The 13,553-nt window shown below is 56.7% G+C and carries 14 protein-coding genes and 2 tRNA genes; 1 reads left to right on the top strand and 15 read right to left on the bottom strand.

From position 1 onward, the window contains the following. Window positions 1–22: 22 nt before the first annotated feature. The 13 genes from D3870_RS06380 to D3870_RS06320 all read right to left on the bottom strand — a co-directional run bounded on the left by D3870_RS06380 (window position 23) and on the right by D3870_RS06320 (window position 11,977). A complete protein-coding gene (locus D3870_RS06380) occupies window positions 23–1,090 on the bottom strand; it encodes a c-type cytochrome (RefSeq protein ID WP_119737599.1) in 1,068 nt (355 codons plus the stop codon). Then, entirely contained in the window at window positions 1,074–2,438 is a 1,365-nt protein-coding gene (soxC, locus tag D3870_RS06375) for a sulfite dehydrogenase (RefSeq protein ID WP_119737598.1), read from the bottom strand. The genes D3870_RS06380 and soxC overlap by 17 nt, the downstream gene beginning before the upstream one ends. 111 nt (window positions 2,439–2,549) lie before the next feature. Next, a complete protein-coding gene (locus tag D3870_RS06370; protein WP_242489883.1) occupies window positions 2,550–2,933 on the bottom strand; it encodes an ArsR/SmtB family transcription factor in 384 nt (127 codons plus the stop codon). A gap of 31 nt (window positions 2,934–2,964) precedes the next feature. Next, window positions 2,965–3,393 (bottom strand): DsrE family protein, encoded by a 429-nt coding sequence (locus D3870_RS06365; RefSeq protein WP_119741761.1) that lies wholly within the window; start codon window positions 3,391–3,393, stop codon window positions 2,965–2,967. A 55-nt stretch (window positions 3,394–3,448) separates the two neighbouring features. Continuing rightward, complete coding sequence (locus D3870_RS06360) at window positions 3,449–4,441, bottom strand: MBL fold metallo-hydrolase (protein ID WP_119741760.1); 993 nt, start codon at window positions 4,439–4,441, stop codon at window positions 3,449–3,451. 259 nt (window positions 4,442–4,700) lie between these two features. Beyond that, window positions 4,701–5,447 carry a DUF302 domain-containing protein gene (locus D3870_RS06355; RefSeq protein ID WP_242489882.1) on the bottom strand — a complete coding sequence of 249 codons (747 nt, stop codon included), beginning with the start codon at window positions 5,445–5,447 and terminating at the stop codon, window positions 4,701–4,703. Between the two features lie 27 nt (window positions 5,448–5,474). Then, window positions 5,475–5,551 (bottom strand) — tRNA-Arg (locus tag D3870_RS06350). Window positions 5,552–5,829: 278 nt separating this feature from the next. Continuing rightward, a tRNA-Pro gene (locus tag D3870_RS06345) sits at window positions 5,830–5,906 on the bottom strand. Window positions 5,907–6,018: 112 nt separating this feature from the next. Then, complete coding sequence (locus tag D3870_RS06340; protein WP_119737596.1) at window positions 6,019–6,906, bottom strand: pseudouridine synthase; 888 nt, start codon at window positions 6,904–6,906, stop codon at window positions 6,019–6,021. An 88-nt stretch (window positions 6,907–6,994) separates the two neighbouring features. Continuing rightward, window positions 6,995–8,332, bottom strand: a complete 1,338-nt coding sequence (glmM, locus tag D3870_RS06335) for a phosphoglucosamine mutase (RefSeq protein ID WP_119737594.1) — start codon at window positions 8,330–8,332, stop codon at window positions 6,995–6,997. Window positions 8,333–8,376: 44 nt separating this feature from the next. Beyond that, entirely contained in the window at window positions 8,377–9,219 is an 843-nt protein-coding gene (folP, locus tag D3870_RS06330; RefSeq protein ID WP_119741758.1) for a dihydropteroate synthase, read from the bottom strand. A 92-nt stretch (window positions 9,220–9,311) separates the two neighbouring features. Continuing rightward, a complete protein-coding gene (ftsH, locus tag D3870_RS06325) occupies window positions 9,312–11,198 on the bottom strand; it encodes an ATP-dependent zinc metalloprotease FtsH (protein ID WP_119737592.1) in 1,887 nt (628 codons plus the stop codon). Window positions 11,199–11,332: 134 nt separating this feature from the next. Beyond that, complete coding sequence (locus D3870_RS06320) at window positions 11,333–11,977, bottom strand: RlmE family RNA methyltransferase (RefSeq protein WP_119737590.1); 645 nt, start codon at window positions 11,975–11,977, stop codon at window positions 11,333–11,335. Window positions 11,978–12,009: 32 nt separating this feature from the next. Here D3870_RS06320 and yhbY point away from each other — a divergent pair, with 32 nt between their 5' ends. Beyond that, a complete protein-coding gene (gene yhbY, locus D3870_RS06315) occupies window positions 12,010–12,486 on the top strand; it encodes a ribosome assembly RNA-binding protein YhbY (RefSeq protein WP_119737588.1) in 477 nt (158 codons plus the stop codon). Window positions 12,487–12,551: 65 nt separating this feature from the next. Here yhbY and D3870_RS06310 read toward each other — a convergent pair whose 3' ends face one another. Together D3870_RS06310 and greA are read right to left on the bottom strand one after the other, a co-directional pair. Then, window positions 12,552–13,001 (bottom strand): DUF4149 domain-containing protein, encoded by a 450-nt coding sequence (locus D3870_RS06310; RefSeq protein ID WP_119737586.1) that lies wholly within the window; start codon window positions 12,999–13,001, stop codon window positions 12,552–12,554. Between the two features lie 6 nt (window positions 13,002–13,007). After that, window positions 13,008–13,484, bottom strand: coding sequence for a transcription elongation factor GreA (gene greA, locus D3870_RS06305; protein WP_119737585.1), 477 nt, complete (start codon window positions 13,482–13,484; stop codon window positions 13,008–13,010). Window positions 13,485–13,553: the final 69 nt, after the last annotated feature.

Genomic DNA, 13,553 nt, shown 5'->3' with positions numbered 1-13,553 from the left:
GGGACACGACACGCGTCCGAATCTACTTCGCGCCTGCCAGAATCCAGTTCACCAACATCTTGATGTCTTCATCCTTGACGTGCGCCTGCGCCGGCATCGGGACCGGGCCCCATGCACCGCTGGAGCCGTTCTTCACCTTGGTAAACAGCGTGGCGTCGGCAGACTTGTCGGATTTGTACTTCGCCGCGATTTCGTTGAAGCCCGGGCCGACGATCTTGTTGCTAACGCCGTGACAGGCGACGCAGGCGTATTGCTTCGCCAGACCGAGCGGATCTCCTTGCCTTGTCGCGGGCGCCGCTGCAGGGGCGACTGCGACTTCCTGACGCTTGGCAGCGGAGATCGGCGCAGTCGGTGCCGGCTTGCTGGTATCGGCGCCACGCACCGCGCCGAAGCTGCGGTTCTGCTCCGCGACGTTGCCGTGCACGTTGCGCGCCGCTTCCGGCAGTGTCGAACGCGGGTGCTCGCCAACCGGACAATCCTTCATGCAGGCGACGCTCTTCACATCCGGCTTGCCTTTGACGTCCCACATGCCATGGTTCTGCGTCATGCCATTGCGGTTGGGCATCAGCTTCTGCACCTCGGCGATGTTCTTGTCCGACAGCGTGAATTCATCCGGCAGGACCTCAGCCATGTTGAGGATGTAGGCCGTAACCGAATAGACCTCTTCCGTCGTCAGCGTCTTCGGCGCAGTCCACGGCATCGCGCGATTGATGTAGTCCCACAGGGTCGACACGGTGGCGACCTTCATCATGGTCGTGCGCTGCGGCTGCTTGTTGTCCGCCAACGCGGCGACGCGGCCGGTCTTGATGTCTTCCTTGGTGGTGCCGCCAACGATCGGCGTGAACACCTCATTCGATTCGCCGAAGGTGCCGTGGCATTGCGCGCACTTGCCTTCCCATACCTGCATGCCTTTGGCGACAGTTCCCGATCCCTTCGGCAGACCCTTGAAATCCGGCCGCACGTCGATGTCCCATGCGGCGACTTCCTTCTCGGTCGCCGCGCGGCCGATGTTGGGATAGCCCTGCGCAAGGCTGGCCGTGGCCGCTATCGCAAGCGCAATCGCGACGAGAGATTTAATAGACCTGGACATTCGACACCTCTCCTGATTCCGCGACTTTCCACGACTGGATTGCGTTGTTGTGATAGATCGACTTGGTGCCGCGCACGGCGCGCAGTTCGTTGATCTTGGGCTGCACGTAGCCGGTTTCGTCGATTGCGCGCGATTGCAGTACCACCGGCGAACCATCCCATACCCAATCGATGTTAAAGCGGGTCAGGCACTTCGACAGCACCGGCGTCTCCAGCCGCGCGGTACGCCAGTTGCGTCCGCCATCGACCGACACATCGACGCGCTTGACCTTGCCGCGCCCCGACCAGGCCAGGCCTGTGATGTTGTAGAAGCCCTTGTCCAGCAGCGTCTGGCCGGACGAAGGCGTGGTGATCACCGACTTGCATTCCTGGATGGAGGTGTATTGGCGATACATGCCGTCCGGCATGGCGTCGATGTAGTGGATCGCCTCATCCTTGGTCGCATACGGCTTGTCGCCGACCTCGATACGGCGCAGCCATTTGACCCACGACACGCCCTGCACGCCGGGCACGACCAGACGCAGCGGATAGCCGTTTTCCGGGCGCAGCATTTCACCGTTCATGCCCCACGCGACAATCACATCGTCCAGCGCGCGCTCGATGGAAATGGTGCGGGTCATGCCGGAACCGTCACCGCCTTCGGCGAGGATGAATTTGGCGTTCTTCTTGTCGTAGCCGGCGTCCTCCAGCAGCACCGACAGCGGCACGCCCGTGAACTCGCTGCAGCTCAGCATGCCGTGCGAGTACTGCACCGTCGGCACGGCGACATTGCCCCATTCCATTGCAGTGTTCGCGCCGCATTCGATGAAATGCATGCGCGATACCGACGGCAGGCGCATCAGGTCATCCATCGTGTAGACCTTGGGATTTTTCACCAGCCCATTGATCATGAAGCGGTGCGTGGCCGGATCGATGTCGTACCAGCCCTGATGGTGACGCTCGAAGTGCAGACCACTGGGCGTGATGATGCCGAACAGGCCTTGCAGCGGCGTGAACGAAACCGATGCGGCCGACACGCGGGTCAGCCCGGGCGATTCGCGACGCAGGAGATTCGTTTCGAATTTGGAGGGCATGCCATAGGCGTTGGTGGCGACTGGTTTGCCCAGCGTCGTGGCGTGTTCCGGCAGCTTGAGGATATTCGGATCGCCTTCGAATGCAGTCCCCTTCGCTGCCTGCGCCAATGCCGATCCGCTCGCCAGCGCCGCGCCGGCCGCAAGAAAACCCTTGCGCAAAAAGCCCCGCCTCTCCTCGTTCAAACCCAGTGTCGTGATGTCGTGCGCCAGCGAACGGTCCACGAAATTTTCCGGCGCACGCAGGATGCGCCCCCTGGTCTTGGTGTCATTCGACATGCATCTCCCCCTCAAACATCTCACCAGTTATTAATTAACTATTAACGTATATAGCTACATACGCATATTTATAACAAAAAATACCGTGCCGATCCTCTTTCACCGCGATGTTCAGTGATTCGCCTTCACGTCCACCGCCGCTTCCCGGCTCACTGGAAGCTGATTGCCCGCGATTCTGGTGGCGATCTGACTGCAGACTGTCTTGCACATCGCAATCGTCTTTTGGTCCTCGATGCGGTAATACACCTGCGTGCCTTCCTTGCGCCGCGCGAGAATTCTGGCGCGATACAACATGTTGATCTGGCGCGAGACATTCGCCTGCGTGGACTCGACCTCGGTCACGATCTCGCCGACCGAACGTTCGCCATTGCACACGGCATACAGGATCTTGAGGCGAGTCGGCTCGCAGAGCAGGGAGAAGTAGTTCGCCACTTCTTCGAAGATTTCGCCCATTTGCTCTTTGTTGAGGTTCTGGTCCACGATGTGTTGGGTCAATGATGGGTTTGGAAGGATTGCCGGCGGCGCATTACGGCTTCAGATAGGCGTAGCCTTCCTGCACCTGCAACCTGCTGACCTCGGCAACACCGGATGGAACAATCGTTGCTTCGGGAATCACCTTGCTCTTGTCAATCTTGCGCGTTTCCAGCGTGTTGTTGCAGACACGGAATTCCACCTTGCGGTCGGCCAGCTCCTGCACGACGATATCGTAGGGATTGCCGTTCTTGTTCTTCGCCCCATCGAGCAGGAAATCGATTCCAGGACCGTGCGTAACGACGACAATTTTCGCCTTCGGGCTGGCATTCAGATGATTGCGGATGTTGTTGAGCGCCGCCATTGCGTTGGCACTATCGTTGACGTGATAAACGGCCTTTTCTTCGCGATCGGCTGCACTTGCGACGCTCACGCCGATCAGGACCAGCGAAACGGCCAGCAGCGTCTTGCTCAAGAATTTCATCATGATGCCTCCTGTTATCTGTACCTATTGTTGAATGGCGACCTTCAATTCGCCATCAATTCTTCTCCAGGCTTTCCTTTTCCATCAGGATATAGGTGCCATACGCATTGAGCCGGTTGGCCTGCTGGAATGCCGGATACTTCTCGAACTGCGACCAATCGACCTTTTGGTAGGCCACATCGAAGGGCTCCATATCGGCGACTGCCTCGCCCATCTTCTTGCGCAGAAAAATCAGGTAGTCGCGCGTCAACTGCATGTCCTGCAGCGTCTTGTCCGAGGCGGGGCCATGACCGGGAACGACAATTGCAGGCTTGACCTCCAGCATGCGCTCGAGCGTGACCAGCCAATTCCTGCTGTTCGCCTCGCCCACGAACGGGATGCGCCCCGTGAAGAACAGATCGCCAGCGAACAGCACGCTATCCTCTTCGACAAACAGCATGATGTCTTCCGGCGAGTGCGCGCCGCTTGCCTCGATGATCCGGAAGCGGATGCCGCCCATTTCGAACTGGATCGCCTTTCCGCTCTCGAAATCAAGCCAGCGATCGGCCGCAACCAATCGGGTTTTCTCATCCACCCAAGGCGCGAGGGCCGTGCGACGCTGCTTGAGGCGCTCGAGCGCAGAATCCGACTTCAGCGAATCCTGCGCTTTCACGTGCGCCCAGACTTCCGCGCCTTTATTCTTGAATGCTTGCAAGCCGTAGAAATGGTCGGCGTGATAATGACTGACGATGACCCGCTTGACCGGTTGCGACGTGACCTTCGCAATCGCGCGCAGCATCGCCTCGCCAAGCGCAGGCGTTGCCAGCGCATCGAAAATAACAACTCCATCCTTGGTGACGATGAAGCCGGCATTCGACATGAAACCCTTGTTTTCCGCACTGGCCATGCCAGCCTCGCCGCGGAAGTAATACACATGCGGTGCAACCTTGGCGGGCTGCAGTTCAATCCCGGATGCCGCCAGCGAGGAACCATGGAATGCCGCGCACGCCGCCACGGCAAGCGATGCAACGCAAACCTTGATCAACTTATATGCCGGACTTCTTTTCATGATGAAACGCGAGCACCTGAATTTTCGATGCAACCAAAAGTACTGATTGATCAATTATATGCTTATATATTCATATAAGGAAAGACGATTGAGCAAGCCTCACAGAGAAATCCATGGCGATGACACAGTTTTTTGAAATGACATGGCAGGAACGAAGCGTGCCTGCCCTCAACTTACCAGGAGGAATAGATCTCTTGAAAAGGAAAGAACAAGGTGAATTCAACGCATCGATGTGCTGAATATCGGAATGCACACAGTGTCAAAACTCGCCCTCAGCACCTTTTTCCATCATTTTCCAAATGGTATTGCGGACTTGCAGGACTGATTTTTTCAGGTCCGGGGGCAGCTTTCGTCCCATTTTGATCAGCATGTCCATGTTCATCGTGTATATCCAGAGGCCATCTTCTTTTTCAAGCACCGTGATGCGACATGGCAAATAAGCCGCCATGTGCGGACTGAATTCCACCATTGCCCGCGCGACAGCGGGACTGCAGTAGGAATAGATTTTCAGGAATTTTTCACTGCCTAGCCAACTGCCAGCAGTATCTCCGGAGGGCGACAACTCGCCGACCGCACGGATATTGTCTTCCGCCGCAACGCTTGCGAACGCTTCCTCGACTTCCGTGATCGTGACGCCATTCTTCACCTTGCGCGTCCAGGTAGTGGCTGCGGCAATATCTCCCCCGGAATCCACCCAGCGAGCCCATGCCGCCATCGCTTCCGCGCCTGCGCCATCCTCGGCGTTGCTCATGGCACGCAATGTTGCACAACCATTCAGCACAACAAGCAAAGCGACCAGCAGAAACACCCTCGCCCTACGTATCACACTCATCGTCGCAACCCGCTTGAATTTGCGAAAAGGCTCATATATTTCCCCCAACGGCACTGCGCGCAGCAGTGAAATTTGCATCGTAGCGGATTGTACCGACTGAACATCGCCGCCGTGCAAGCCCTCTGCCATAGCGATTTGAATAGCACAATGCGCACCCAATGGCACAAAGCTCATGGTGGATCGTCAGAATTAAAGGGAATTTGGCCTGCCCAGCACGATTCGAACGTGCGACCTACGGCTTAGAAGGCCGTTGCTCTATCCAACTGAGCTATGGGCAGAATGTGAGAACTTCCAGAAGAGATGCCGCGAACACGGCGATCTTTGAGTTGCTTCGCAAGCAGTGACTGCATGACTTGCGCCCCTCAGTTCAAGGGTTTGCGGATATTACATCTAATAACGAATGGTTTCAACGGCTGCATCCAACGCAAAATATCGCACCGCGCAAAAGCGGTGAATCGTCAGGCAAAGTGAATGCCGCCGATCAACAACAGACTAATAGCCACGAAATCCAGAAAACAAAAAGCCTGTTGGCATTTTCGCCAACAGGCTTTGATATTGGTCGGAGTACAAGGATTCGAACCTTGGACCCCCTGCTCCCAAAGCAGGTGCGCTACCGGGCTGCGCCACACTCCGAATACAACAATGATACAGAACTGCGGCGCTCCGGTCAAACCATGCCACGCATTATCGGCGCGACCATCCTGTCCGGATCAAGCGGAGGGAGGCACGCCAATAGTACAGCCTTTCATAACCTCAACGCACTTTCGAAATACCGCTCCCGACCGGTCAGAGGATCCTCGAACGATATCGACCTCGCCAATAACTTGAGCGGCAAAGATACATCATCACCCTTGCATGGCAGCGCCACCGGGTAAAAGGCGTCATTCGCTATCGGAATGCCCAGCGCCGCAAGATGTACCCGCAATTGATGTTTTTTCCCTGTCACGGGACTCAAGCGATACAGACTTGTATCTCCCATGTTTTCCAGGACATCAATGAGTGTTTCGGAATTTGGCAGACCCGCGATTTCCATCATGCGAAAGAATGGCTTGCCCTCCACCATGCGGCTGCGGTAGGTGAAAGGAAAGCGCGCACCCTCAAGCGTGCCGGCCAATGCTTCATACACTTTGCGGACTTTGCGCTTCTGGAACATCGATTGATAATCGCCTCGTGTTACAGCGTTATGAGAAAAGATGACCACGCCAGCCGTTTCTCTGTCGATGCGATGGATGGGAGTGAGGCATTCCAGGCCGGTTTTCTTTTTCAGACGGACCAGCAGAGTTTCGTGAAGGAACCGGCCTGAAGGGATCACCGGCAGGAAATGCGGTTTGTCGGCGACCAGAATATGATCATCCCGATACAGGATATTCTCCTCGAACGGTATCGGGGTCTCACCTTCAATCTCGCGATAATAGAAAATGCATGCTCCGCTGCGATACGGACTGGCAGGACTGAGGCGAATTCCGCTCGCATCGACCACCTCTCCTCGGTTCATGCGAGAAATCCACGTCGCTGCGCCCACATCGGGAAAGCGCGCATCCAGAAACGCCAGCAGATTCTCCCAGGTCCCTTCCGGGAGCCACAGATAACTCGGGCTGACGCCCTCTCGTATCGGGAGCGGGGCCTTCAACACGACCCCGACGATTCAATGGCGGCAGCCCTCACGGAAAGCGCAGCACCAATCGCACGACGGCTGCGATGCGGACTCACGCAGACCGCATTCACGCCGCGAGCTTGTCCGCGATACGGCGCGCCATTTGCTCTGCCAGTTCGCCATTCTTCGCTTCGACCATGACACGAATCAGCGGCTCGGTGCCCGATGCGCGAATCAATACTCTCCCGGCCTCACCGAGCTCGGACTCGACAATCTCTTTCTCGGCAAGTACCGCCGCGTTTTTTTGCCAATCGAAGCCAGGTGTGACTTTCACATTGATCAGGCTCTGCGGGAAAAGCGTCAACTCTTCGGTACATTGCGCCAGACTTTTGCCGCAGCGCTTCAATGCAGACAGGACCTGCAACGCCGAGACAATGCCATCTCCCGTGGTGTGCTTGTCGAGAAAGAGCAGATGTCCCGATCCCTCGCCGCCCACCAGCCAGCCGCGTTCCTGCAGAATCTCCAGCACATAGCGGTCACCCACCTTCGCGCGCGCAAAGCCGATCCCCATCTCTCTGAACGCGACCTCAAGCGCCATGTTGGTCATCAAGGTTCCCACCGCGCCCTGAATCGGCGCGACTGCCATGCGATCCTTGACCATGATGTAGAGCAGTTCATCGCCGTTGTAGGCACGTCCGGTCGAATCCACCATCAACAGCCGATCGGCATCGCCGTCCAGTGCGATGCCGATGTCTGCCTGATGCTCGCGCACTGCCGCCGAAAGCGCCGCCGGCGCTGTCGCCCCCACCTTGTCATTGATGTTCAAGCCATTGGGCTGGTTGCCAATCGCGATAACTTCAGCGCCAAGCTCGTGAAATACGTTGGGTGCGATGTGATATGCCGCGCCATGCGCGCAATCGACCACGATCTTCAGTCCGCGCAAATCCAGCTCGTTCGGGAAAGTGCTTTTGCAGAATTCGATGTAGCGCCCTTGTGCATCGTCCAGCCGTTTTGCCTTGCCAAGCTTCTCGGAAGACACGCATTGCATCGGCATATCGATCTCCGCTTCGATCGCCGCTTCGACAGCGTCAGGCAATTTGCTGCCTTGCGCGGAAAAGAATTTGATGCCGTTGTCGTGATAAGGGTTGTGCGAGGCGGAGATGACTACGCCAGCAGACAGCCGCAAGGCGCGCGTCAGGTAAGCGATTGCCGGCGTCGGCACCGGGCCGGCCATCATCACATCGACGCCGGCGGCGGCGAAACCCGCTTCCAGAGCGGCTTCAAGCATGTAACCGGAAATGCGCGTGTCCTTGCCGATCAATACCGTTGGCTTGTCCGTCCCCGCCCCTGCTTGCGTCAGCACCTTGCCCGCGGCATAACCGAGCTTCATGACGAAATCGGGGGTGATCGGCGCGTCGCCCACTCGCCCGCGTACGCCATCGGTACCGAAATATTTGCGTGTCATTTTTATCCCATCCCTTTCTTGATCTCTTTCCACTCTTTGAATACTCACACGGCCGCTTGCCAGACTTTCAGCGCATCCACCGTCTCCGCCACATCATGGACTCGCACAATCTGCGCGCCATGCGCAACCGCCGCCAACGACGCTGCGAGACTCCCAGCCAGCCGTTGCTCGACAGGCTTGCCGGTAATTGCGCCAATCGCGGATTTACGCGACAAACCGGCCAATAACGGCAGTTCGAGCTCCTGCTGCAGCAAACCGATATTTTTCAGCAAAGCGAGATTATGTTCCAGCGTTTTGCCAAAGCCGAAACCCGGATCAATGCATATGCGATCGCGCCCGATTCCTTCATGCTCCATCGCTCGCACCCGGCCATGCAGGAAGGCGATCACTTCCCGCGTAACGTCTTGATACTGCGGCGCGATTTGCATGGTCGCAGGATCGCGCTGCATATGCATGATACATAGCGCACAGTCGCTGTCCTTGACGGCATGCAATGCATCCGCAGAGCGGAAGCCATTGATGTCATTGATCATGTCGGCACCGGCCAGTATGGCCTCTCGCATGACTTCCGGCTTGTACGTATCAATCGACAGCGGCTTGCCACAGTCACGCAACGCATACAGCACAGGCATTACTCGCTTCAGTTCTTCGTCCAATGGCAACGGAGGCGCTCCCGGGCGGCTCGACTCCCCGCCGATGTCGATGATATCGACGCCATCCGCAATCATTTGCTCCGCATGAGAAAAGGCCATGTCCAGCGAATGGAATTCGCCGCCATCAGAAAACGAGTCAGGCGTCACATTCAGGATGCCCATCACCAGCGGCCGGAATTTTTCACCCGCCATTGGGAAGCGGTACCGTCCGAATTGCAAATGCCTTGGCGTCATGTCCATTTTTCGATTGACCAACAAAAAGGGTGAGGAATTGTCCTCACCCTTGCAAAGCAAACCACGCCGGAACCTAGGCGCGGCCGCAGCTATTATGCCGGCGCAGTCGCGTTGGGAGAAACGCCGCCAGATGGATTGTCGGTGGAAGATTTTTTCGGCGGGATCCCCGCTTTCGGAGGACGCGGCTCATTTCCTTCCATGATGTCATTGACCTGCTCCGCATCGAGAGTTTCCCACTCAAGCAATGCCTTCGCCATGATCTCGACCTTGCCGCGGTGTTCCTCCAGCAATTTGCGCGACAGCGCATACTGCGCATCCAGGATCAACCGGATCTCGGTATCCACCTTTTGCTGCGTTGCCTCGGAAACCGTCTTCGCAGTCATACGGCCGAAGTAGGCATCCTGCTCACTGTCTTCATAAACCATCGTACCCAGTGTCTCGGACATGCCGTAGCGCGTCACCATCGCGCGTGCCAGCTTGGTCGCACGCTCGAAGTCATTCGATGCGCCGGTCGACATCTGGCCCATGAAGATCTCTTCCGAGATGCGTCCGCCGAACAGGATCGCGATTTCCTCCAGCATCTTGTCCTTGTACATGTTCACGCGATCATGTTCCGGCAGCTGCCAGGTCAAACCGAGTGCATAGCCGCGCGGCATGATGGTGACCTTGTGCACCGGGTCGGCTTTCGGCAGCAATTTCGCCACGACTGCATGGCCCGATTCGTGGTACGCGGTATTGCGGCGCTCCTCTTCGCGCATGACGGCGGACTTGCGCTCCGGCCCCATCACGATCTTGTCCTTGGCATCCTCGAAGTCCTGCATCTCCACCAGACGTTTGTTGCGTCGCGCGGCGAACAAGGCGGCTTCATTGACCAGATTTGCCAAGTCGGCACCAGAAAAACCCGGCGTGCCGCGAGCGAGAATATCGGCTTTGACATCCGGCGCGATCGGTACTTTGCGCATATGCACATAGAGGATCTGTTCACGGCCGCGAATGTCCGGCAGACCGACCATCACCTGGCGGTCGAAGCGGCCCGGACGCAGCAACGCCTTGTCGAGTACATCGGCACGGTTGGTCGCGGCAATCACGATCACACCGGAATTCGCCTCGAAGCCGTCCATCTCGACCAGCAACTGGTTCAGCGTCTGTTCGCGCTCGTCGTTGCCGCCGCCCATGCCCGCGCCGCGATGACGGCCAACGGCATCGATTTCATCGATGAAGATGATGCAGGGCGAATGTTTCTTCGCATTTTCGAACATGTCGCGCACGCGCGAAGCACCCACGCCGACGAACATCTCGACGAAGTCCGAACCGGAAATCGTGAAGAACGGCACTTTTGCTTCGCCCGCAATGGCGCGCGCCAGCAGGGTTTTACCCGTTCCCGGCGGGCCCACCATCAGCACGCCGCGCGGGATGCGGCCGCCGAGTTTCTGGAATTTGGTCGGATCACGCAGGAAGTCCACCAACTCCTGTACTTCTTCCTTGGCCTCATCGCAGCCGGCAACGTCTGCAAAGGTGACGGTATTGCTGGCCTCGTCGAGCATGCGTGCCTTGGACCGGCCGAACGAAAATGCGCCGCCCTTCCCGCCGCCCTGCATCTGCCGCATGAAGAAAACCCACACGCCGATCAACAGCAGCATGGGGAACCAGGAGATGAATACCTGTGAGAGAAAGGATTGTTCTTCAGGTTGCTTGACGTCAAATTTGACGCCGTTGTTGACCAGATCGCCGATCAAGCCGCGATCAAGGTATGTAACCGAAGTCTTTATGCGCTTGCCGTCCTGAGTGGTAGCAACAATGGTACGGTCTTCAATTGTCGCTTCCTTGATGTGTTTGGATTTAACCTCATCCAAGAAGTCCGAGTACGGAACCGACGTTGCCCCGCCCGACAGTGTACGGCCATCGAATTGCTTAAAGACAGTGAAAAGCACCAAGGCGATCACCACCCAGATGGCGGCTTTGGAAAACATGTTATTCACCAGAACTCCTTGAACGCGGGCGCGTCCGTTACGTGACTTGTAAAGTTGATTCTACCCGCAATAACCAGTGCTTACTAGGTTGCATATAGGGCAAAACCCTTGAGTATCAAGGGGAAGAAACGACTTTCGAACGCTTAAGCGGGGTTTTTGAGTATTTTCCCCAGCAAAAAGACTTCCGACGATTTATCCCTGCTGGCTTTGGGCTTCTTCGAAACGACAATTTTGAATTCCTGCCTGAACTTTTCGAGAAGCTGGGTGTAACCCGACCCGTTGAAGCATTTGACGAGGAGCGCTCCGGAAGGTTTCATGTGTGCTTGCGCAAATTCAATCGCCAGATCAATGATATGTTCGACGCGGGCGGCATCGGTGATCGCAACGCCCGACAGATTCGGAGCCATGTCGGAGAGGACCACATCCACTTTTCGCCCCTCCAGCACGTCTTCCAACTGGTGCAATATGGACTCTTCACGAAAGTCGCCCTGGATGAAATGCACATCGGCGATCGGCTCCATGGGAAGCATGTCCAGTCCGATGATGGTGCCATGGATTCCCCCGCCCTCTTTTCCTGCCAGCTTGTTGCGGGCATATTGCGCCCAGCTTCCAGGAGTGCAGCCCAGATCGACAATCACCTGACCAGGTCTGATCAGTTTTTCGCTCTCGTCGATCTCTTTCAACTTATAGACGGCCCTGGCTCGATAGCCTTCTTTCTGCGCCAGCTTCACGTACGGATCGTTGATATGGTCGTGCAGCCAGTTTTTGTTTAATTTGTTCTTTGCCATTCGCGTAGAATACCGCTTTTAAGGAATACACCATGTTGAAACTCACTCCCGCCGAGCGCAGTGCGCTCCGCTCAGAAGCACATGCGCTGAATCCGGTCGTGATGATCGGCGAAGCCGGCCTGACGCCCGCCGTGCTCAAGGAAATCGATGCAAGCCTGAATGCCCACGGTTTGATCAAGGTTCGCGTCTTCGGTGATGAGCGCGAAGCGCGTATCGAAATTTACGAAACCATTTGCGACAAACTCGAGGCTGAACCGATACAGCACATCGGCAAGCTTTTGGTCCTGTACAGACCCAAAAAGGAAGAACCCAAGGAACGCAGCGGAAAAAAGGGAAAAGGTCTGCGTGAAGTGACCATCGTCAAACCAAGCCCCAGTGGCACCAAGCGTCCTACCGTGACCAAAGTGCTTCTCAAAGGCAATGAACGCGTCACGGCTGGCGGCTCGATCAAGCGCGCAAAACCCCGTCAAGCCAGCAGCAAGAAATCCGCCTTGGGCAGAAGCCGCTGATTGATGCCCGCTTTGGCAGCGAATTCACAGCTGCCCACAAGTCATTATCGGCTCCGTCAGTTCCCTTATTTCGATTTGAGCACCAGAGCCACACCCAGCAGGCTCTGCATCAAATAGATACCGCTTGAAATACCGTGCAGGATGCCAAATTGCATTCGTGCGTCGGAACTCATTACGCCCCCAGGCCCGGCCGCCTCTCGCAGTGCCGCCATGAATGGCTGCAAGGCGAAATATCCGACCAATGTGCAAGCCAGCATGCCGAGTACCAGGCCGATCCAGGGTTTGGTCGGAGTGAAATTCGGATTGCTGCCACCCCACCTCACCGATATCAGCAATATGACGGTACAGGCAACCGATAGCCATGCCTCGATGCGAAACAAACTTCCGGCGATCGAGCCGGCCAGCACTCTGTCAGGCAAGGTGGAAAACAAGGTCGGTGCAACCAGGTATCCCACCGTCCACAGGCTTCCGACCCACAGAGTAACAATCAGCAACCTGGTACGCGCCCAGAACATCGCGGCTCAAACGTAACGTACGTCAAGAACTTCATATTCCCGGATGCCGGAGGGCGCTTGCACTTCAACCACGTCACCGGCATATTTGCCGATCAATGCGCGGGCAATCGGGGAAGTGATGGACACCTTCAATTCCTTGAGATCCGCCTCGTCTTCTCCGACGATCTGATACGTCACCTTCTGCCCCGACTCTAGATCTTCCAGATGAACCGTGGAAGCAAACACGATCCGGCCTTCGGCATCCAACAGTTCGGGATCAATAATCTGCGCCGCACCCAGCTTGCCTTCGAGTTCTGCAATGCGCCCTTCAATGAAGCTTTGGCGCTCTTTTGCTGCATCGTATTCCGCGTTTTCCGACAGGTCGCCTTGGGCGCGTGCTTCGGAAATCGCATTAATCACCGCCGGGCGGTCTTTGGTTTTCAGGCGATGCAGTTCTTCCTTCAACAGTTCTGCGCCGCGTTTTGTAATCGGGACTGTGCTCATGATTTAATTGATGAAATGAAAACCACAGAGGTCACAAACAGCACCGGGAAAAGCCGATGCTTTCTGTGA

The organism is Noviherbaspirillum cavernae, from assembly GCF_003590875.1.
GTDB lineage: Bacteria > Pseudomonadota > Gammaproteobacteria > Burkholderiales > Burkholderiaceae_D > Noviherbaspirillum > Noviherbaspirillum cavernae.
The sequence above is the reverse complement of the archived record's forward strand: the minus strand, read 5'-3'. Positions and strand labels throughout refer to the sequence as shown.